21 protein-coding genes are annotated in these 20,424 nt (G+C 58.4%); 15 read left to right on the top strand and 6 right to left on the bottom strand.

The genetic code is table 11. The annotated features are described in order from the left end of the window. Positions 1-69: 69 nt before the first annotated feature. Positions 70-390, bottom strand: a complete 321-nt coding sequence (gene cyaY, locus V7Q49_RS21040) for an iron donor protein CyaY (RefSeq protein ID WP_333854860.1) — start codon at positions 388-390, stop codon at positions 70-72. Between the two features lie 139 nt (positions 391-529). On the opposite strand from cyaY, the gene lptM reads away from it, so the two are divergent. From lptM to corA, 8 genes are all read left to right on the top strand, one after another. After that, positions 530-733, top strand: coding sequence for an LPS translocon maturation chaperone LptM (gene lptM / locus V7Q49_RS21045; protein WP_333854862.1), 204 nt, complete (start codon positions 530-532; stop codon positions 731-733). Positions 734-765: 32 nt separating this feature from the next. Beyond that, entirely contained in the window at positions 766-1,590 is an 825-nt protein-coding gene (gene dapF / locus V7Q49_RS21050) for a diaminopimelate epimerase (protein ID WP_333854864.1), read from the top strand. Next, the gene (locus V7Q49_RS21055; RefSeq protein ID WP_333854866.1) at positions 1,587-2,294 is read left to right on the top strand and encodes a DUF484 domain-containing protein; all 708 of its coding nucleotides are present in this window, start codon (positions 1,587-1,589) and stop codon (positions 2,292-2,294) included. The genes dapF and V7Q49_RS21055 overlap by 4 nt, the downstream gene beginning before the upstream one ends. After that, complete coding sequence (xerC, locus tag V7Q49_RS21060; RefSeq protein ID WP_333854868.1) at positions 2,291-3,193, top strand: tyrosine recombinase XerC; 903 nt, start codon at positions 2,291-2,293, stop codon at positions 3,191-3,193. Before V7Q49_RS21055 ends, xerC begins: the two co-directional genes overlap by 4 nt. After that, entirely contained in the window at positions 3,193-3,909 is a 717-nt protein-coding gene (gene yigB / locus V7Q49_RS21065) for a 5-amino-6-(5-phospho-D-ribitylamino)uracil phosphatase YigB (RefSeq protein WP_333854870.1), read from the top strand. Before xerC ends, yigB begins: the two co-directional genes overlap by 1 nt. Positions 3,910-4,016: 107 nt before the next feature. Next, entirely contained in the window at positions 4,017-6,179 is a 2,163-nt protein-coding gene (gene uvrD, locus V7Q49_RS21070; protein WP_333854872.1) for a DNA helicase II, read from the top strand. Next, complete coding sequence (ysgD, locus tag V7Q49_RS23595; RefSeq protein ID WP_442913087.1) at positions 6,140-6,385, top strand: YsgD/CorL family protein; 246 nt, start codon at positions 6,140-6,142, stop codon at positions 6,383-6,385. The genes uvrD and ysgD overlap by 40 nt, the downstream gene beginning before the upstream one ends. A gap of 148 nt (positions 6,386-6,533) precedes the next feature. Beyond that, positions 6,534-7,484 (top strand): magnesium/cobalt transporter CorA, encoded by a 951-nt coding sequence (gene corA, locus V7Q49_RS21075; protein WP_032615131.1) that lies wholly within the window; start codon positions 6,534-6,536, stop codon positions 7,482-7,484. Positions 7,485-7,569: 85 nt separating this feature from the next. Here the strand turns inward: corA and rarD are convergent, their stop codons facing one another. After that, complete coding sequence (gene rarD / locus V7Q49_RS21080; RefSeq protein ID WP_333854873.1) at positions 7,570-8,466, bottom strand: EamA family transporter RarD; 897 nt, start codon at positions 8,464-8,466, stop codon at positions 7,570-7,572. 51 nt (positions 8,467-8,517) lie between these two features. Continuing rightward, entirely contained in the window at positions 8,518-8,985 is a 468-nt protein-coding gene (yigI, locus tag V7Q49_RS21085) for an acyl-CoA thioesterase YigI (RefSeq protein ID WP_333854875.1), read from the bottom strand. A 159-nt stretch (positions 8,986-9,144) separates the two neighbouring features. Here yigI and pldA point away from each other — a divergent pair, with 159 nt between their 5' ends. The 3 genes from pldA (at position 9,145) to rhtC (ending at position 12,608) form a co-directional block, all read left to right on the top strand. Then, a complete protein-coding gene (gene pldA, locus V7Q49_RS21090; RefSeq protein WP_333854877.1) occupies positions 9,145-10,005 on the top strand; it encodes a phospholipase A in 861 nt (286 codons plus the stop codon). A gap of 91 nt (positions 10,006-10,096) precedes the next feature. Next, a complete protein-coding gene (gene recQ / locus V7Q49_RS21095; protein ID WP_333854879.1) occupies positions 10,097-11,926 on the top strand; it encodes an ATP-dependent DNA helicase RecQ in 1,830 nt (609 codons plus the stop codon). A 61-nt stretch (positions 11,927-11,987) separates the two neighbouring features. Next, positions 11,988-12,608: a threonine export protein RhtC gene (gene rhtC / locus V7Q49_RS21100; protein WP_333854881.1), complete on the top strand. Its 621-nt coding sequence runs from the start codon at positions 11,988-11,990 to the stop codon at positions 12,606-12,608. On the opposite strand, the gene rhtB is transcribed toward rhtC, so the two are convergent. Beyond that, complete coding sequence (rhtB, locus tag V7Q49_RS21105) at positions 12,605-13,225, bottom strand: homoserine/homoserine lactone efflux protein (RefSeq protein ID WP_333854883.1); 621 nt, start codon at positions 13,223-13,225, stop codon at positions 12,605-12,607. The genes rhtC and rhtB overlap by 4 nt on opposite strands. 109 nt (positions 13,226-13,334) lie before the next feature. On the opposite strand from rhtB, the gene pldB reads away from it, so the two are divergent. The 3 genes from pldB to V7Q49_RS21120 all read left to right on the top strand — a co-directional run bounded on the left by pldB (position 13,335) and on the right by V7Q49_RS21120 (position 16,138). Beyond that, positions 13,335-14,330, top strand: coding sequence for a lysophospholipase L2 (gene pldB / locus V7Q49_RS21110; protein ID WP_333854885.1), 996 nt, complete (start codon positions 13,335-13,337; stop codon positions 14,328-14,330). A 25-nt stretch (positions 14,331-14,355) separates the two neighbouring features. Next, positions 14,356-15,156 carry a sugar/pyridoxal phosphate phosphatase YigL gene (yigL, locus tag V7Q49_RS21115; protein ID WP_333854887.1) on the top strand — a complete coding sequence of 267 codons (801 nt, stop codon included), beginning with the start codon at positions 14,356-14,358 and terminating at the stop codon, positions 15,154-15,156. 82 nt (positions 15,157-15,238) lie between these two features. Then, positions 15,239-16,138 (top strand): carboxylate/amino acid/amine transporter, encoded by a 900-nt coding sequence (locus V7Q49_RS21120; RefSeq protein ID WP_333854889.1) that lies wholly within the window; start codon positions 15,239-15,241, stop codon positions 16,136-16,138. On the opposite strand, the gene metR is transcribed toward V7Q49_RS21120, so the two are convergent. Next, positions 16,026-16,979, bottom strand: a complete 954-nt coding sequence (gene metR / locus V7Q49_RS21125; protein WP_333854891.1) for an HTH-type transcriptional regulator MetR — start codon at positions 16,977-16,979, stop codon at positions 16,026-16,028. The two genes, V7Q49_RS21120 and metR, sit on opposite strands and share 113 nt — an antisense overlap. 236 nt (positions 16,980-17,215) lie before the next feature. Between metR and metE the strand changes: the two genes are divergently transcribed. Further along, positions 17,216-19,477, top strand: coding sequence for a 5-methyltetrahydropteroyltriglutamate--homocysteine S-methyltransferase (gene metE / locus V7Q49_RS21130; protein WP_333854893.1), 2,262 nt, complete (start codon positions 17,216-17,218; stop codon positions 19,475-19,477). A 94-nt stretch (positions 19,478-19,571) separates the two neighbouring features. Here the strand turns inward: metE and V7Q49_RS21135 are convergent, their stop codons facing one another. Then, on the bottom strand, positions 19,572-20,408 hold the full coding sequence (locus V7Q49_RS21135; RefSeq protein ID WP_333854895.1) for a PRD domain-containing protein: 837 nt from the start codon (positions 20,406-20,408) through the stop codon (positions 19,572-19,574). Positions 20,409-20,424: the final 16 nt, after the last annotated feature.

The following is a 20,424-nucleotide window of genomic DNA, read 5'->3' on the forward strand; positions in this document are numbered from 1 at the left end:
TTTGCTTATCCGGCCTACGGTTCGAGCCGTTGTAGGCCCGGTAAGCGCAGCGCCACCGGGCAATAAACCTTAGCTGAATCTCACTTCTTCACTCGCCTGCGCGGTCGCGGCCTGTTCCAGCAGATCCCAGAACGCTTCACCGCTGCGATCGCAAATCCACTCGTCGCCCTTGAGGTCGAAATGGTAGCCGCCCTGTTTGGTGGCCAGCCACACCTGGTGAAGCGGTTCCTGACGGTTGATAATGATCTTGCTGCCGTTTTCGAAACTGATGGTCAGCACGCCGCCGTTGATTTCACAATCGATATCGCTGTCGCCATCCCAGTCGTCAAGACGTTCTTCGATGGTTTGCCACAGGTTATCGGCAAGGCGATGGAATTCACTGTCATTCATGGTTCTGTTCCTGTTTTTCGTGATGGCGGCAGTATAACGCTAAATAATTCCGGTTGCAGGTTAGCGGCAAACTCTTGCTTTTGTGCCTTCTCCTGCGATGATAGAAAACAGAAAGCATGAACTTACAGGCAACCTGATAATGAAAAACGTTTTTGGAACGCTTGCCGTTCTCCTCGCACTGTTTAGCCTGAGTGGCTGTGGTCTGAAAGGACCGCTCTATTTCCCACCGGCAGATAAAACCGCGCCGCCACCGACCAAAAAAGCGCAAAGCCCTGTACAAACCACCCAGCCAGATCGTAACGATCGCGGCGACAATGGCGGCCCAAGCCAGGTAAATTACTGACGCGCGTTGCGAACCGCGCAATGGAGTAAATAATGCAGTTCTCTAAAATGCATGGCCTTGGCAATGATTTTATGGTCGTCGACGCGGTAACGCAGAATGTCTTCTTTTCTCCGGAGCTGATTCGCCGTCTGGCCGATCGGCACCTTGGCGTCGGGTTTGATCAGCTGCTGGTGGTTGAACCGCCTTACGATCCTGATCTCGATTTTCACTACCGCATTTTTAATGCGGACGGCAGCGAAGTCTCCCAGTGTGGCAACGGCGCACGCTGTTTTGCCCGCTTTGTCCGTCTGAAAGGACTGACCAACAAGCGCGATATTCGCGTCAGCACCGCCAATGGGCGGATGGTGCTGAGCGTCACCGATGACGAACTGGTGCGGGTCAACATGGGCGAGCCGAACTTCGAGCCGTCGCAGGTGCCGTTCCGCGCCAACAAAGCGGAAAAGACCTATATCATGCGCGCCGCAGAACAGACAGTCTTGTGCGGCGTGGTTTCCATGGGCAACCCGCACTGCGTGATTCAGGTTGATGACGTCGCGACCGCGCCCGTTGAGACGCTCGGTCCGGTGCTGGAAAGCCATGAGCGTTTCCCTGAGCGCGCCAATATAGGATTTATGCAGGTCATCACTCGCGATCACATCCGTCTGCGCGTCTATGAACGCGGGGCAGGTGAAACACAGGCGTGCGGCAGCGGTGCCTGTGCGGCCGTCGCGGTGGGGATTGCGCAGGGTTTACTGGCGGAAGACGTTCGCGTGGATTTACCAGGCGGCCGTCTTGATATCGCCTGGAAAGGCCCGGGTCAGCCGCTGTACATGACGGGCCCGGCGACACAAGTCTACGACGGGTTTATCCATCTATGAAACAACCAGGAGAAGAACTGCAGGAAACGCTGACGGAGATGGACGACCGGGCGGTTGTTGATTATCTGCTGCGCCATCCTGAGTTTTTCATTCGCAATGCCCGCGTGGTTGAAGAGATGCGCGTGCCGCATCCGATCCGCGGTACGGTCTCGTTGGTCGAATGGCATATGGCGCGCGCGCGCAACCATATCAACCATCTGGAAGAGAACATCTCCCTGCTGATGGAGCAGGCCACCAGCAATGAAGGTCTGTTCTATCGTCTGCTGCATCTGCAGTCGCGTCTGGCCTCGGCCAGCAGCCTCGACGAATTTCTGCTCCGCCTGCATCGCTGGGCACGCGAGCTGGGGCTGGCAGGGGCAACCCTGCGCCTGTTCCCGGATCGCTGGCGCATTAGCCCGCCCTCCAGCTTTACCCATCTGGCGCTATCGCGTCAGGCGTTTGAGCCGTTGCGCATTCAGCGCATGGGGCGTGAGAACCACTATCTTGGGCCGCTGAATGGCCCGGAGCTGCTGGTGGTTCTGCCGGAGGCCAAAGCTATCGGTTCGGTGGCGATGTCGCTGATGGGACGCGATGGCGATCTCGGCGTGATGTTATTCACCAGCCGCGATCCGCAGCACTATCAGCAGGGACAAGGGACGCAGCTGATCCAGGAGATCGCGCAGATGCTGCCCGAGCTGCTGGAACGCTGGATTGAACGCGTATGACGGATGCTCTGCTGGCCCCTGCCGTCACGCGTTTTCTGCGCTATCTGGGCGTTGAGCGCCAGCTCAGCCCGATCACCCTGGTCAACTATCAGCGTCAGCTTGATGCCATCATGCAGCTGGCCGACGAGATCGGCCTGAAGAGCTGGCAGCAGTGTGATGCCGCCACGGTGCGAACCTTTGCCGTGCGCAGCCGCCGAAAAGGGCTTGGCCCTGCCAGCCTCGCGCTGCGGCTTTCCGCACTGCGCAGCTTCTTCGACTGGCTGGTGAGCCAGGGCGAGCTCAACGCCAACCCGGCCAAAGGGATCGCCGCGCCGAAAGCGCCGCGCCATCTGCCCAAAAATATCGATGTCGATGACGTGAACCGCCTGCTGGATATCGATCTCAACGATCCGCTGGCGGTACGCGATCGGGCGATGCTGGAGGTGATGTACGGCGCGGGGCTACGTCTTTCCGAGCTGGTGAACCTCGATATCAAACACCTCGATCTGGACACCGGTGAAGTGTGGGTGATGGGCAAAGGCAGCAAAGAGCGCCGCCTGCCCATTGGCCGCAACGCCGTGGCGTGGATTGAACACTGGCTCGATCTGCGCGGCCTGTTCGGCACCGAAGAGGATGCGCTGTTCCTTTCGAAGCTCGGCAAGCGCATCTCCGCGCGTAACGTGCAAAAACGTTTTGCCGAGTGGGGGATCAAGCAGGGGCTGAACAGCCATGTTCATCCGCATAAACTGCGCCACTCATTCGCTACGCACATGCTGGAATCCAGCGGCGATCTGCGCGGCGTACAGGAGCTGCTGGGCCACGCCAATTTGTCCACTACTCAGATCTATACCCATCTCGATTTTCAACACCTTGCCTCGGTGTACGACGCGGCGCATCCACGCGCCAAACGGGGGAAATAATGCGTTTTTATCGTCCATTAGGCCACATCTCAGCACTGACGTTCGACCTTGATGACACCCTTTACGACAACCGCGAAGTGATCCTGCGAACCGAGCAGGAAGCGCTGGCGTTTGTGCAAAACTACCATCCCGCGTTGAAGACGCTGGAAAACAAAGAGTTCCACCGCCTGCGTCAGGCGTTGCGGCAAACCGAGCCGGACATCTATCACGACGTCACCGAGTGGCGTCGCCGTGCCGTTGAGCAGGCGATGCTCAATGCTGGCCTGACCGCCAACGAAGCCGCGCTAGGTGCAGACGCCTCGATGGCGCACTTCGCCCAATGGCGCAGCCGCATCGACGTGCCGCAGGAGACCCACGACACCCTGGCGAAGCTGGGCGAGAAGTGGCCGCTGGTGGCCATCACCAACGGCAATGCCCAGCCAGAGCTGTTCGGCCTGGGTGACTATTTCGAGTTTGTGCTGCGCGCGGGCCCGCACGGGCGCTCGAAGCCGTTCAACGATATGTACCACCTGGCGGCGGAGAAGCTCGACCTGCCGCTGGGGGAGATCCTGCACGTGGGTGATGACCTGACTACCGACGTGGCGGGGGCTATCCGCTGCGGGATGCAGGCCTGCTGGATCAAGCCGGAAAATGCCGATCTGATGCAGACCGCCGACAGCCGCCTGCTGCCGCACATCGAAATTTCACGGTTGGCATCCCTCACCACGCTGATATAATCACCAGTAGTATTGTATAAATTACCAGGGTTTTGCAGTTGTAGGCCCGGTAAGCGAAGCGCCTCCGGGCGTTTTGCCGTGTTCCTGATTACTACGTGACGGTGCCAATGGACGTTTCTTACCTGCTCGACAGCCTTAATGACAAACAGCGTGACGCGGTTGCCGCGACGCGCACCAATATGCTGGTGCTGGCAGGGGCGGGCAGTGGTAAGACACGCGTGCTGGTACACCGTATCGCCTGGCTGCAGAGCGTGGAGAACTGCTCGCCGTACTCCATTATGGCGGTGACCTTTACCAACAAAGCCGCGGCGGAGATGCGTCACCGTATCGCCCAGCTGATGGGTACCAGCCAGGGCGGCATGTGGGTCGGCACCTTCCACGGGCTGGCGCACCGCCTGCTGCGCGCGCACCATCTTGACGCCAACCTGCCGCAGGATTTCCAGATCCTCGACAGCGAAGACCAGCTGCGCCTGCTGAAGCGCCTGATCAAGGCCATGAACCTCGACGAGAAGCAGTGGCCGCCGCGTCAGGCGATGTGGTACATCAACAGCCAGAAAGACGAAGGGCTGCGCCCGCACCACATCCAGAGCTTTGGCAACCCAATTGAGCAGACCTGGCAGAAAGTTTATCAGGCCTATCAGGAGGCCTGCGATCGCGCCGGGCTGGTGGATTTCGCCGAACTGCTGCTGCGCGCCCATGAGCTGTGGCTCAACAAGCCGCATATCCAGCAGCACTACCGCGAACGCTTTACCAACATCCTGGTCGACGAATTCCAGGATACCAACAACATTCAGTACGCGTGGATCCGCCTGCTGGCGGGTGACTCCAGCAAGGTGATGATCGTCGGCGACGACGACCAGTCAATCTACGGCTGGCGTGGCGCCCAGGTGGAGAACATCCAGCGCTTCCTCAAGGACTTCCCGGGTGCCGAGACCATCCGCCTGGAGCAGAACTACCGCTCCACCAACAACATTCTGAGCGCGGCCAACGCCCTGATTGAAAACAACAATGGACGTCTGGGTAAAAAGCTGTGGACCGAGGGCATCGACGGCGAGCCGATCTCGCTTTACTGCGCTTTTAACGAGCTGGACGAAGCCCGCTTCGTGGTTAACCGCATCAAAACCTGGCAGGACAACGGCGGTGCGCTGGAGAAGTGCGCCATTCTCTACCGCAGCAACGCCCAATCGCGCGTGCTGGAAGAGGCGCTGCTGCAGGCCAGCATGCCGTACCGTATCTATGGCGGGATGCGCTTCTTCGAACGTCAGGAAATCAAAGACGCGCTGTCTTATCTGCGCCTGATTGCCAACCGTAACGACGACGCGGCCTTTGAGCGCGTGGTCAACACCCCGACGCGCGGCATCGGCGATCGCACCCTCGACGTGGTGCGCCAGACCTCCCGCGATCGCCAGCTAACCCTGTGGCAGGCGTGTCGCGAGCTGCTGCAAGAGAAGGCCCTCGCCGGACGTGCGGCCAGTGCCCTACAGCGCTTCCTGGAGCTGATCGAAGCCCTGGCGCAGGAAACCGCCGACATGCCGCTGCACGTTCAGACCGACCGGGTGATCAAAGACTCCGGCCTGCGCATGATGTACGAGCAGGAGAAGGGCGAGAAGGGCCAGACCCGTATCGAGAACTTAGAGGAGCTGGTGACGGCAACGCGCCAGTTCAGCTACAACGACGAAGAAGAAGATCTGATGCCGCTGCAGGCGTTCCTGTCCCATGCCGCGCTGGAAGCAGGCGAAGGGCAGGCCGACACCTGGCAGGACGCGGTCCAGCTGATGACCCTGCACTCTGCCAAAGGGCTGGAGTTTCCGCAGGTGTTTATCGTCGGCATGGAAGAGGGGATGTTCCCGAGCCAGATGTCGCTGGATGAGGGCGGTCGTCTGGAAGAAGAACGCCGTCTGGCCTATGTCGGCGTGACCCGCGCGATGCAGAAGCTGACCCTGACCTATGCGGAAACCCGTCGCCTGTACGGCAAAGAGGTTTACCACCGCCCGTCGCGTTTTGTCGGTGAACTGCCGGAAGAGTGCGTGGAAGAGGTCCGTCTGCGGGCCAGCATCAGCCGTCCGGTCAGCCATCAGCGCCTGGGTGCGCCGATCTCGGAAAACGACAGCGGATTCAAACTCGGCCAGCGTGTGCGCCACGCCAAATTTGGTGAAGGCACGATTGTGAACCTGGAAGGCAGCGGGGAACACAGCCGCCTGCAGGTGGCGTTCCAGGGACAGGGGATCAAATGGCTGGTGGCCGCTTACGCCCGGCTGGAAGCAGTGTAACTTTCCGAAAAATATCACTATTTTTTATTAAGCTGCCAGGCTTAAACGCTGAAGGGCATTTAAAGTTCTTCAGCGTTTCGTTGCGTGTTGACGCCGCTGTGACTGCTGGCGTAACATGCGCGCACGATTACGCTAAGAGGACATTCGCCTTGGACACACCCAGTAGATGCTGGCTCAATTCCCTGTCATCCAGGAACAACTCCTAAGGCTATCTCCTCACGCTGATGCCCTTAGTGGTTGTCAGCGACACTTCTTCCCGTCGCGCTGAGTCAGGCTGTTTAATGGTCTGAAACCCAATTTGTTTCTGTGTGCCCACCGAACTGTCCGATTTTTTTTGCATTGGGAGTCCCGGTCATGCTGAGCGCATTTCAACTGGAAAAGAACCGACTGATTCGGCTTGAAGCTGAAGAGTCACAACCCCTCATTGATGCCGTTTGGGTGGATCTGGTCGAGCCGGACGACGACGAACGCCTGCGCGTACAATCTGAGCTCGGACAAAGCCTGGCTACCCGCCCGGAACTGGAAGACATCGAGGCGTCGGCCCGTTTCTTCGAAGACGAAGACGGTCTGCACATCCACTCCTTTTTCTTCTTCGAAGATGCGGAAGATCACGCCGGTAACTCCACCGTCGCATTCACCATCCGCGATGGCCGCCTGTTTACCCTGCGTGAGCGTGAACTGCCCGCGTTCCGTCTCTACCGCATGCGCGCCCGTAGCCAGGCGATGGTGGACGGTAATGCCTATGAGCTGCTGCTCGACCTGTTCGAAACAAAAATCGAACAGCTGGCGGACGAGATTGAGAACATCTACAGCGATCTGGAAGAGCTGAGCCGGGTGATCATGGAAGGCCATCAGGGCGATGAGTACGACGAAGCATTGTCGACCCTGGCAGAGCTGGAAGATATCGGCTGGAAGGTGCGTCTGTGTCTGATGGATACTCAGCGCGCCCTGAACTTCCTGGTGCGCAAGGCGCGTCTGCCGGGCGGTCAGCTGGAGCAGGCGCGTGAGATCCTGCGCGATATCGAATCCCTGCTGCCGCACAACGAATCTCTGTTCCAGAAGGTGAACTTCCTGATGCAGGCGGCGATGGGCTTTATCAACATCGAGCAGAACCGCATCATCAAGATCTTCTCGGTGGTCTCGGTGGTGTTCCTGCCGCCTACGCTGGTGGCCTCCAGCTATGGGATGAACTTTGAGTTTATGCCGGAGCTGAAATGGAGCTTTGGTTATCCGGGAGCGATTGTCTTTATGGTGCTCGCCGGTCTCGCGCCGTATCTCTACTTTAAGCGCCGTAACTGGCTGTAATTGTTGTGCCCGGTGGCGCTACGCTTACCGGGCCTACAAGTCCTTTAGGCCGGATAAGGCACCGCCGCCATCCGGCAAAAAAGCACTACAGCCCTTTGCGCGTCCTGCGCTGGGTATAAATGGCATCCGCCACAAACACCGCCAGCGCCACCCAGATAAAGGCGAACGTCACCATTTTATCCGCGCCCGGCACTTCGCCGTAGAACAGCACCGCCAGCAGGAACATCAGCGTTGGGCCGATGTACTGGAAGAAGCCCAGCGTCGACAGGCGCAGACGCGTTGCCGCACCGGTGAAGCACAGCAGGGGGATAGTGGTGACCACACCGGCTGCCATCAGCATCACGTTCAACGTCCAGGGGTTACTGCCCATATGGCTGGTGCTGCTGTCGGCAATGCCGAACAGGTAAATCGCGGCCACTGGCAGCAGCCACAGGGTTTCAAACAGCATCCCGGTTTGCGCCTCCACGGCGATTTTCTTGCGTACCAGGCCATAGAAGGCGAAGCTGAACGCCAGCCCGAGGGCGATGACCGGCAGCGAGCCAAAGGTCCACAGCTGAACCAGCACGCCGCAGAGGGCGAGGAACACCGCCAGCCACTGCATCCGGCGGAAGCGCTCGCCGAGGAACAGCATTCCCAGCACGATATTCACCAGCGGGTTAATGAAGTAGCCGAGGCTCGCCTCCAGCATGTGATGGTTGTTGACCGACCAGATAAACAGCAGCCAGTTACCGCCAATCAATACGGCAGACAGCGCCAGCAGGAATATCTTTTTCGGCGTCTGCAGGAGAGTTTTCACCCCTGACCACTGACGGCTTACGCTCATCAGCGCCACCATAAAGAAAAACGACCAGATTACGCGGTGGGTAAGAATTTCGTCAGCGGGAACGTAGTGAATCAGCTTGAAGTAGGCGGGGGCGATACCCCAAATAAAATAGGCGGCAAGCGCGAGTAATACGCCCTGCCGCGTCTGTTTAGCATCCATCAGGAAAATCCGTTACAAAAAAGTAACGCAATTTTACCCGATTTTACCTTCTCAACCCACCATATAAGTGGCGGTTGCGCTGGCGATATAAACCTGATCTTCGTTGTGCAGCTCAACGCGCGCGACCGCAACTTTATTTCCCGCCCGCAGCAGGCTGCTGGTGGCGGTAAAGCGATTCCCGCGACCGGGGCGCAGATAATCGACGCGCAGATCGATGGTGCCCATCCGCGACAGGCGCTGGCGCAGCTCGTCTTCGTTGATGGTGTCGTGGCGGGTCAGGGTGCTGCCGACGCAGACCAGACCGGCGGCAACGTCGAGGGCAGAAGCGATCACCCCACCGTGGAGAATGCTTTGCGCCCAGTTGCCGACCATCATGGGCTGGTTGCTAAAGCTCAGTTGGGCAAAATCTTTCTCGTAGCGCTCCAGCTCGAGCCCCAGCGCACGGTTGAACGGCATATGGTAGACGAAGATCTCACCGACAAGCTTCAGGGCTTCGTCGGCAGTAAGCGTGGCAGACATAGCGCGTCACATCCTTAATGTTAAAAGGCTGTTGATTTTATGCCTCATCAATGTGAATTTCTACTTTCAGAACCCGGATACGCGCAGTTAATCATTAATTCTGTAAAATGAGATAACCATAACTATCCATTAAAACTATTTCTCAGGAGAGCATCACCGATGCGGAGATATCAGGCCGGGTTCCTGGCAGCAGTTACGCTGCCCTCTGTGGCATTTGCGCAGGACGCGGTAACTCAGGAGGTGCCTGCCGTGCGCGGCAGCATCATCGCTAACCTTTTGGAAGAGCACGATAATCCTTTTACGCTCTATCCCTATGACAGCAATTACCTTATCTATACCGCCACCAGCGACCTGAATAAAGAGGCGATCCGCACCTATGACTGGGCAGACGATTCGCAAAAAGATGAGGTGAAGTTTCAGCTGAGCCTCGCCTTCCCGTTATGGCGCGGCATTCTGGGGCCGAATTCGATTCTGGGCGGCTCCTACACGCAGAAGTCGTGGTGGCAGCTGTCGAACAGCGATGAATCCTCGCCGTTTCGTGAAACCAACTATGAGCCGCAGCTGTTCCTCGGTTTTGCCACCGATTACTCGCTGGCGGGCTGGACGCTGCGGGACGTGGAGTTTGGCTATAACCATCAATCTAACGGTCGCTCAGACCCGACATCACGCAGCTGGAACCGCCTCTATACCCGCCTGATGGCGCAGAACGGTAACTGGCTGGTGGAAGTGAAGCCCTGGTATGTCGTGGGCAACACCGACGATAACCCGGATATCACCAAATACATGGGCTACTACCAACTGCGGGTAGGCTACCAGCTGGGCGAAGCGGTGCTCAGCGTGAAGGGGCAGTACAACTGGAACACCGGCTATGGCGGCGCGGAGATGGGCGTCAGCTATCCGCTGACCAAGCATGTTCGTGTCTATACCCAGGTCTACAGCGGCTACGGCGAATCGCTGATCGACTACAACTTCAACCAGACACGCGTCGGCGTGGGCGTGATGCTGAACGATCTTTTCTAGCCTCCTCGAATGTTTTTGTCTTAAACGTTGAAGTTTCTCTCGCAGGCGCTGAAAATAGCGCCTGTTTTTATTTCAGGCAAATGGGGTTGATGTGGTGCAGGCGGAAGTCGTAAATCAGGAGTTGCTGGCTAAACAGGTTTTGCACGAAACCTTTGGCTACCAGCAGTTCCGCCCGGGCCAGGAAACCATTATTAACACCGCCCTTGCGGGCCGTGATTGTCTGGTGGTCATGCCGACCGGCGGCGGGAAATCGCTGTGCTATCAGGTTCCCGCGCTGGTGTTGAACGGCCTGACGGTGGTGGTGTCACCGCTGATCTCGCTGATGAAAGATCAGGTCGACCAGCTGCTGGCCAACGGCGTGGCGGCGGCCTGTATCAACTCCACCCAAACCCGCGAGCAGCAGCAGGAAGTGATGGCCGGGTGCCGCACCGGGCAGGTGCGCCTGCTGTATATCGCTCCGGAACGCCTGATGCTGGATAACTTCCTTGAGCATCTGGCGCACTGGAATCCGGTGCTGCTGGCGGTGGATGAAGCGCACTGTATTTCCCAGTGGGGCCATGATTTCCGTCCGGAGTATGCTGCCCTCGGCCATCTGCGCCAGCGTTTCCCCGAGCTGCCGTTTATGGCGCTCACCGCCACCGCCGACGACACCACCCGCCAGGATATTGTGCGCCTGCTGGGGCTTAACGATCCGCTGATCCAGGTCAGCAGCTTCGACCGCCCCAATATCCGCTACATGTTGATGGAAAAATTCAAGCCGCTGGATCAGCTGCTGCGCTATGTCCAGGAGCAGCGCGGCAAGTCGGGCATTATCTACTGCAACAGCCGGGCGAAGGTGGAAGACACCGCCGCGCGTCTGCAGAGCCGGGGCTTCAGCGCCGCGGCCTATCATGCCGGGCTGGAAAACCACATTCGCGCCGAGGTGCAGGAGAAATTCCAGCGCGACGACCTGCAAATCGTGGTAGCAACCGTCGCCTTTGGCATGGGCATTAACAAACCGAACGTGCGCTTTGTGGTGCACTTCGACATTCCGCGCAATATCGAATCCTACTATCAGGAGACGGGCCGCGCCGGGCGTGACGGCCTGCCCGCCGAGGCGATGCTGTTCTACGATCCGGCCGATATGGCCTGGCTGCGCCGCTGCCTGGAAGAGAAGCCGCAGGGACCATTGCAGGATATTGAGCGCCACAAGCTCAATGCGATGGGGGCCTTTGCCGAAGCGCAAACCTGCCGCCGCCTGGTGCTGCTTAACTATTTTGGCGAGGGCCGCCAGGAGTCGTGCGGTAACTGCGATATCTGCCTCGATCCGCCGAAGCAGTATGACGGGCTGATGGACGCGCGTAAGGCGCTCTCCACCATTGGCCGCGTTAACCAGCGCTTCGGCATGGGCTATGTGGTGGAAGTGCTGCGCGGCGCCAACAATCAGCGTATCCGCGAGATGGGCCATGACAAGCTGCCGGTCTACGGTATTGGGCGCGATCAGAGTCATGAGCACTGGGTGAGCGTCATCCGTCAGCTGATCCACCTCGGCTTTGCAACCCAGAACATCGCCCAGCACTCCGCGCTGCAGCTCACCGAAGCCGCCCGCCCGGTGCTGCGCGGCGTCGTGGAGCTACAGCTCGCCGTTCCGCGCGTGGTGGCGCTGAAACCGCGGGTGATGCAAAAATCTTACGGCGGCAACTACGACCGCAAGCTGTTCGCCAAGCTGCGTAAGCTGCGCAAAGCCATCGCCGATGAAGAAAATATCCCGCCGTACGTTGTGTTTAACGATGCGACGCTGATTGAGATGGCCGAGCAGATGCCGCTCAGCGCCAGCGAAATGCTCAGCGTTAACGGCGTCGGCACGCGTAAGCTGGAGCGTTTTGGTAAAGAGTTTATGGCGCTGATCCGTTCCCATACGGATGGTGATGATGAGGAGTAGTCAGCCCGACAAAAAAGTGCCAGGATGATGACTCCCTGAACTATTCCCCCGCGAGTTAATTATGTTAACCCTGTTTCTGACCGTGGCGCTGGTGCATATTGTGGCGCTGATGAGCCCTGGCCCTGACTTTTTCTTCGTCTCCCAAACGGCGGTAAGCCGCTCCCGCAAAGAGGCGATGATGGGCGTGCTGGGTATTACCCTTGGCGTCATGGTCTGGGCTGCCGTGGCGCTGCTGGGCCTGAATCTGATCCTCGATAAGATGGCGTGGCTGCACAACATCATTATGGTCGGCGGTGGCCTGTATCTGTGCTGGATGGGCTATCAGATGCTGCGTGGGGCGTTTAAGAAAGAGGACACCGAGGCGCCTGAGCCCAAAATGGAGCTGGCGGCCAGCGGACGTAGTTTTGTGAAAGGGCTGCTGACCAACCTCGCCAATCCAAAAGCGATTATCTATTTCGGCTCGGTATTTTCATTGTTCGTGGGTGAAGACGTCGGGGCGGGTGCGCGCTGGGGAATTTTCCTGCTGATCGTGCTGGAAACTTTCGCCTGGTTCACCGTGGTGGCGAGCCTGTTTGCGCTTCCGTCGATGCGTCGCGGATATCAGCGTCTGGCGAAGTGGATTGACGGCGTGGCCGGCGCGTTATTCGCCGGCTTCGGCATTCACCTGATCCTGTCGCGTTAAGCGTGCCTTGCTGATGCCAGCAGCGCACCGACCAGCATAAACAGCGAACCGAACACTTTATTCAGGGCCTTCATCTGACGAGGCCCTTTAATCCATGTCGCAATCCGCGTTGCCAGCGTCGCATAGCCAATCATCACAATAATATCGACCACAATAGTGGTTACGCCGAGCACCACGTACTGCATGATTTGAGGCTGATGCGGCACGATAAACTGCGGAAACAGAGCGGCCAGAAAGACGATGCTTTTCGGGTTGGTCAGGTTCACAAACACCGCGCGCTTAAACAGGCGGCCCCGGCTTTGCGTCTGAGCGAGGGTGTTCAGGTCGAGGGCACCCGCGGCTCGCCACTGCTGGATCCCGAGCCAGATAAGGTAGGCCGCGCCGGCCCACTTCAGCACTTCAAAAGCCAGCACCGAGCGGGAGAAGAGCGTTCCCAGCCCCACGCCGACCAGCACGATATGAATCCCCAGCCCGGTCTGCAATCCGGCAATGGATGCCGCCGCGCCGCGATAGCCATGGTTCATGGCAGTGGTCATGGTGTTGATGGCACCGGAGCCCGGTGAAAGGCTGAGGATGATGGATGTCAGCAGGTAAGCGAACCACCACTCGAAGGTCATTTGAAACTCCCGAATCGTCTATTTTTATGCCACAATACGCTAATGTTGCGTCATTTTACGACCTGTCACGAAAAAACGATATTCCTTGGCTTACAGGGGTGTAAACCCGATGTTTCAGCAGAATAGGGACTGGGAAACGCGAGAAAAGGCATTTGCTGCTTTCTCCATGGGGCCGTTAACGGATTTCTGGCGCCAGCGCGAAGAGGGCGGATTCACAGGCGTCGATAATGTTCCTGTACGCTTTGTTCGTTTTCAGGCCGAAACTCATGATTCGGTGATAGCGATCTGTCCCGGGCGGATCGAAAGTTACGTCAAGTATGCCGAGCTGGCATACGATCTCTTCCGGCTGGGTTATGACGTGCTGATAATCGACCATCGTGGTCAGGGGCGCTCCGGGCGCATGTTGTCCGACACGCACCGCGGCCATGTGGGTCAGTTCAGCGATTACGTCGATGACTTTGCCGCCTTCTGGCAGCAGGAAGTGCAGCCCGGTCGGTGGCGAAAACGGTTTATCCTGGCGCACTCGATGGGCGGCGCGATCGCCACGCTGTTTTTACAGCGCCATCCGCAGCACCAGTGCGATGCCATTGCCCTGAGCGCTCCGATGTTTGGCATCGTCATGCGCTTCCCGGACTGGATGGTACGCCATATTCTCGACTGGGCTGAGGGCCATCAGCGCATTCGTGAAGGCTATGCCATTGGCACCGGGCGCTGGCGCGCGCTACCCTTTACCATTAACGTGTTAACCCACAGTCGGCAGCGTTATCGCCGCAACCTGCGCTTTTATGCGGATGAACCGCGTTTACGCGTCGGCGGGCCTACTTATCACTGGGTTCGCGAAGGGATTCTGGCAGGTGAAAAGGCGCTGGCGGGGGCCGGTCAGGACGATACCCCCACGCTTATCCTTCAGGCAGAAGAGGAGCGGGTAGTGGATAACCGCATGCACGACCGCTTCTGTGAACTGCGGGCCGCAGCCGGTCACCCTTGCGAAGGGGGTAAACCGCTGGTTATAAACGGCGCGTACCATGAGATCCTTTTCGAAAAGGACGCCATGCGCTCAGTCGCACTCAACGCCATCGTCGACTTTTTCGGCAGGCATAACTGATATTCACCAGAGGTTAAATTTTTCTATGTACCAGGTTGTCGCGTCTGATTTAGATGGCACGCTGCTCTCCCCCGACCACACTTTATCGCCTTACGCGAAAGAGACCTTAAAACTCCTGACCGCCCGTGGCGTGAACTTTGTCTTCGCCACCGGCCGCCACCACGTTGATGTGGGGCAGATCCGCGATAATCTGGAGATCAAATCCTACATGATCACCTCCAACGGTGCCCGCGTTCACGATCTGGACGGGAATCTGATCTTCACCCATAACCTCGATCGCGATATCGCCACCGATCTGTTCGGTATCGTGCATAACAACCCCGATATCATCACCAACGTCTATCGCGATGATGAATGGTTTATGAACCGTCACCGCCCGGACGAGATGCGTTTCTTCAAAGAGGCGGTCTTCAACTACTCGCTGTATGAGCCGGGTCTGCTGGAGCCGGAAGGCATCAGTAAGGTGTTCTTCACCACCGACAGCCACGAAGCGCTGCTGCCGCTGGAGCAGGCGATCAACGCTCGCTGGGGCGATCGCGTTAACGTCAGCTTCTCCACGCTTACCTGCCTGGAAGTGATGGCGGGCGGCGTCTCCAAGGGGCATGCCCTGGAAGCGGTGGCCAAACGTCTGGGCTTTAACCTGCAGGACTGCATCGCCTTTGGCGACGGCATGAACGATGCCGAAATGCTCTCCATGGCGGGTAAAGGCTGCATCATGGAAAACGCCCACCAGCGCCTGAAAGACCTGCACCCGGAGCTGGAAGTGATCGGCACCAACGGTGACAACGCGGTACCAAAATACCTGCGTAAGCTGTTCCTTGAATAATCTTCATCCGGTTATTTAACGTTCAGTTGTCAACCTTAGAGTTCGCTACAATGCCTGTCCATCTTCCAGAGAGACAAGCATTGTGGCGCTACTCATCATCACCACTATCCTGTGGGCCTTCTCCTTTAGCCTGATCGGTGAATATCTTGCCGGACATGTCGACAGCTACTTCTCGGTGCTGATGCGCGTCGGGCTGGCGGCGCTGGTGTTCCTGCCGTTCCTGCGTACGCGCGGGCAGACGCTGAAAACCATTCTGCTCTATATGCTGGTGGGGGCGATGCAGCTTGGCATCATGTACCTGTTCAGCTTCCGGGCTTACGTCTACCTGTCGGTCTCGGAATTCCTGCTGTTTACCGTGCTGACGCCGCTCTATATCACCCTGATTTACGATCTGCTGAGCAAGCGCCGTTTGCGCTGGGGCTATCTGCTGAGCGCCGCGCTGGCGGTGGTGGGGGCGGCGATCATTCGCTACGACAAAGTGAGCGATCACTTCTGGACCGGGCTGATGTTCGTCCAGCTCGCCAACATCAGCTTTGCGATCGGCATGGTAGGCTATAAACGCCTGATGGAAACCCGCCCGATGCCGCAGCACAACGCCTTTGCCTGGTTCTATATGGGGGCGGCGATCGTGGCGGTGGCGGCGTGGTTTATGCTGGGCAATCCGCAGAAGCTGCCGACCACAACAGTGCAGTGGAGCGTACTGATCTGGCTGGGGGTGGTGGCATCCGGGCTGGGTTACTTCATGTGGAACTACGGTGCCACCCAGGTGGATGCCGGCACGCTGGGGATCATGAACAACGTCCACGTCCCTGCGGGCCTGCTGGTGAATCTCGCCATCTGGCAGGAACAGCCGCACTGGCCGAGCTTCATTATTGGGGGGACGGTGATCCTGGCTTCACTGTGGGTCCATCGCCGTTGGGTCGCTCCGCGCTCCGGACAAACGGCAGATGGTCGCAAGCGTGGTTCCGTGCTGAGCGAATAAAGGCCTCGGTCACCGGTTGGCGCTGCTCGCCGTCGCGTACAGCAGAGTACAACCGGCTCCACAATCCTTCACCCAGGGTTTTGGTCACGACCAGACCCTGGCGTTCAAAACTCTCCACCACCCAGTGCGGCAGCGCCGCGATGCCCATTCTGGCCGCCACCATCTGAATCAACAGCAGGGTGTTATCCACGCTTTTCAGCTGCGGGCTGATGCCTGCCGGCTGCAGGAAGTGACGCCAGATATCCAGACGACTGCGCTGGACCGGGTAGATCAGCAGCGTTTCCGTCGCCAGATCTTCCGGCGTGATGCGCGCTCTGGCGGCCAGGGGATGATCCGGGGCCAGCACCAGGCGTACTTCATAGTCAAACATCGGCGAATAGTGCAGACCGCTGCGCGGCAGAATATCTGAGGTCATCACCAGATCCAGCTCGCCCTGCACCAGGGACGGCTGCGGGTCAAAGGTCACGCCGGATTTAAAGTCCATCTCCACCTGGGGCCACTTCTGGCGGAAGTTCTCAAGCGCGGGGGTCAGCCACTGAATACAGCTGTGACACTCGATGGCGATGCGCAGCCTGGTTTGCTCTGGCTCATGGCAGGCCTGCAGCGCGCTGGCGATCTGCGGCAGCACCTGATTGGCCAGCTGCAACAGGATTTCCCCCTGCGGCGTAAAGCGTAGCGGCTGACTCTTACGTACAAACAGACGGAAGCCAAGGCGTTGTTCCAGATCGCTGAACTGGTGAGAAAGGGCGGATTGCGTCTGGTGCAGCGTGGCCGCCGCCGCCGCGAGAGAACCGCAGTTCCGCAACGCTTGTAGCGTTTTCAGGTGTTTTATCTCGATCATGAAAGTCCTTCACTTCGCCATGAACATATTGCGCTTGAGGAATATACAGTACCTACACAATATGGATGTGTAAACATCTGGACGGCTAAAATCCTTCGTCTTTTGAATTTATGGTGCGTTGGCTGCGTTTACTCACCCCGGTCACTTACTTATGTAAGCTCCCGGGGATGAGCAAACTTGCCGCCTTCCCTAAATTAAAAATCCAAAGGATTTACAATTAATTAGAGGAAGAAAATATGACAATCATTAATCACACCCTCGGTTTCCCACGCGTCGGCCTTCGTCGCGAACTGAAAAAAGCACAAGAGAGCTACTGGGCGGGCAACACCACCCGTGATGAACTGCTGGCGGTGGGTCGTGAGCTACGCGCCCGTCACTGGGATCAGCAAAAGCAGGCTGGCGTGGATCTGCTTCCGGTGGGCGATTTCGCCTGGTACGACCATGTTCTGACCACCAGCCTGCTGCTTGGCAACGTGCCGGCTCGTCATCAGAACAAGGATGGATCGGTGGATATCGATACCCTGTTCCGCATTGGCCGTGGCCGTGCGCCGACGGGTGAGCCAGCGGCAGCGGCGGAAATGACCAAGTGGTTCAACACCAACTACCACTACATGGTGCCGGAGTTCGTGAAGGGCCAGCAGTTCAAACTGACCTGGACCCAGCTGCTGGATGAAGTGGACGAAGCCCTGGCGCTCGGCCACAAGATCAAACCTGTCCTGCTGGGGCCCGTCACCTGGCTGTGGCTGGGCAAAGTGAAAGGCGAGCCGTTTGACCGCCTGAGCCTGCTCAACGACATTCTGCCGGTGTACCAGCAGGTGCTGGCTGAGCTGGCAAAACGCGGCATTGAGTGGGTGCAGATCGACGAACCTGCGCTGGTGCTGGAGCTGCCGCAGGCGTGGCTGGATGCGTACAAACCGGCCTATGATGCCCTCGCGGGCCAGGTGCAGCTGCTGCTGACCACCTATTTCGAAGGCGTGACGCCGAACCTCGACACCATCACCGCGCTGCCGGTGCAGGGCCTGCACGTGGATCTGATTCACGGCAAAGATGATGTAGCGGAATTGCACAAACGTCTGCCATCCGACTGGCTGCTCTCTGCCGGAGTGGTGAACGGTCGTAATGTCTGGCGCGCCGATCTGACCGAGAAGTATGCACAGATCAAAGACATTGTCGGCAAACGTGCGCTGTGGGTGGCCTCGTCCTGCTCCCTGCTGCACAGCCCAATCGACCTGAGCGTTGAAACTCGCCTCGATGCGGAAGTGAAGAGCTGGTTCGCCTTCGCTCTGCAAAAATGTGAGGAACTGGCCCTGCTGCGCGATGCATTGAACACGGGCGATACGGCGGCGATTACCGACTGGAGCGCCCCGATTCAGGCCCGTCGTCACTCGACGCGCGTGCACAACGCCGCCGTGGAAAAACGTCTGGCGGCCATTACCGCCCGGGACAGCCAGCGTCAGAGCCCGTATGAGGTACGTGCCGAAGCCCAGCGTGCCCGTTTCAACCTGCCGGCCTGGCCGACCACCACGATTGGTTCCTTCCCGCAGACCACCGAGATCCGCGGCCTGCGCCTGGACTTCAAAAAGGGCAACCTGGACGCGGGCAACTACCGCACCGGCATCGCCGAACACATCAAACAGGCGATTGTGGAGCAGGAGCGTTTAGGCCTCGATGTGCTGGTCCACGGTGAAGCCGAGCGTAACGACATGGTGGAGTACTTCGGTGAACACCTCGACGGGTTCGTCTTTACCCAGAACGGCTGGGTGCAGAGCTATGGCTCCCGCTGCGTGAAGCCGCCCGTGGTGATTGGCGACGTCAGCCGCCCGGAAGCGATCACCGTGGAGTGGGCGAAGTACGCCCAGTCCCTCACCGACAAACCGGTAAAAGGCATGCTGACCGGCCCGGTCACCATCCTCTGCTGGTCCTTCCCGCGTGAAGACGTGACCCGTGAAACCATCGCCAAACAGATTGCCCTGGCGCTGCGTGACGAAGTGGCGGATCTGGAAGCTGCCGGGATCGGCATCATCCAGATCGACGAGCCGGCGCTGCGCGAAGGTCTGCCGCTGCGTCGCAGCGACTGGGATGCTTATCTGGCGTGGGGCGTAGAAGCCTTCCGCATCAACGCCGCCGTGGCGAAGGACGATACCCAGATCCACACCCACATGTGTTACTGCGAGTTTAACGACATCATGGACGCCATTGCCGCGCTGGATGCCGACGTGATCACCATCGAGACGTCCCGTTCCGACATGGAGCTGCTGGAGTCATTTGAAGAGTTCGACTACCCGAACGAAATCGGGCCGGGCGTGTACGACATTCACTCCCCGAACGTCCCAAGCGTGGAGTGGATTGAAGCCCTGCTGCAGAAAGCCGCTCAGCGTATCCCGGCGGAACGTTTGTGGGTGAACCCGGACTGCGGCCTGAAAACCCGCGGCTGGCCGGAGACCCGTGCCGCGCTGGCAAATATGGTGAAGGCGGCGCAGAATTTGCGTCAGGGTTAATCACAGCACAAATGCCGGGCGGCGCTGACGCTTGCCCGGCCTACGAATAATTGCGCGTTGTAGGCCCGGTAAGGCGCAGCCGCCACCGGGCAATTTACGCCTGCCTATCCATCAACCGACTAATATGAATGCTCAACCACGTCAGCTCATCTTTCGGCAGGGTGAGCCGATATTTATCCTGCACGTAGTCGCGGATCGCCCAGGCCACGGTCATTGCGTCCGGACGGTGGCGCATTAGCTCCTGATAAAAATCGTCGGTCTCGGTGAGAGCGATTTTCCCGGCCAGCACCCGTTCGGCAAAATAACGCAGATGGGTGATAAAGCGCATGTAGTTAACCGACTCTGTATCAATGCTTTTGCCCAGCTTATAGCGCACGATATCGGCGATGCGGTTGACCAGCTCAACCTGCTGGTGAGCGGTGCTGTCATCGTCCTGGCTGCTGGCGTTGATCAGGTGAAAGGCGATGTTTACCGCCTCTTCTTCGGGTAGCTGGACGTCAAATTTCTCATTGACCTGGGCGCGCGCCTGCAGCCCCACGCTGTACTCCTGGGGGTAGTAGCGCTTTACTTCCCAGCTTAGCTTATTGAGGATCGCCTGCCCGCTGCGGCTGCGCTCCACCGCAAAGTGCAGATGCTCCGCTAGGGTAAAGAGCAATACAGAATTGAGCTTATCTCCGCACAGGCGGCGCGCGAGGATAAGAATTTCATGGCTAATATCGAAGAACGCCGCAGGAATGGTGTCCGTCAGGGATAAAAAATGGCGGGATTTGAGATCGCTCAGCGGCAGGAACACTTTCTCCACCTGCGCCAGGTCGATATGGGTTCCGGGTTTCGCGCCAAAGCCGATCCCCTTGCCGAACAAAATCATCTCCCGCTGATCGTTGTCGACCAGCAGCATACTGTTATTAAGCGACTTTTTTATCGTTATCACGGTTATTCCTGCGGCA

Origin of the sequence: Leclercia sp. (assembly GCF_036780805.1) — a bacterium.
GTDB lineage: Bacteria > Pseudomonadota > Gammaproteobacteria > Enterobacterales > Enterobacteriaceae > Enterobacter.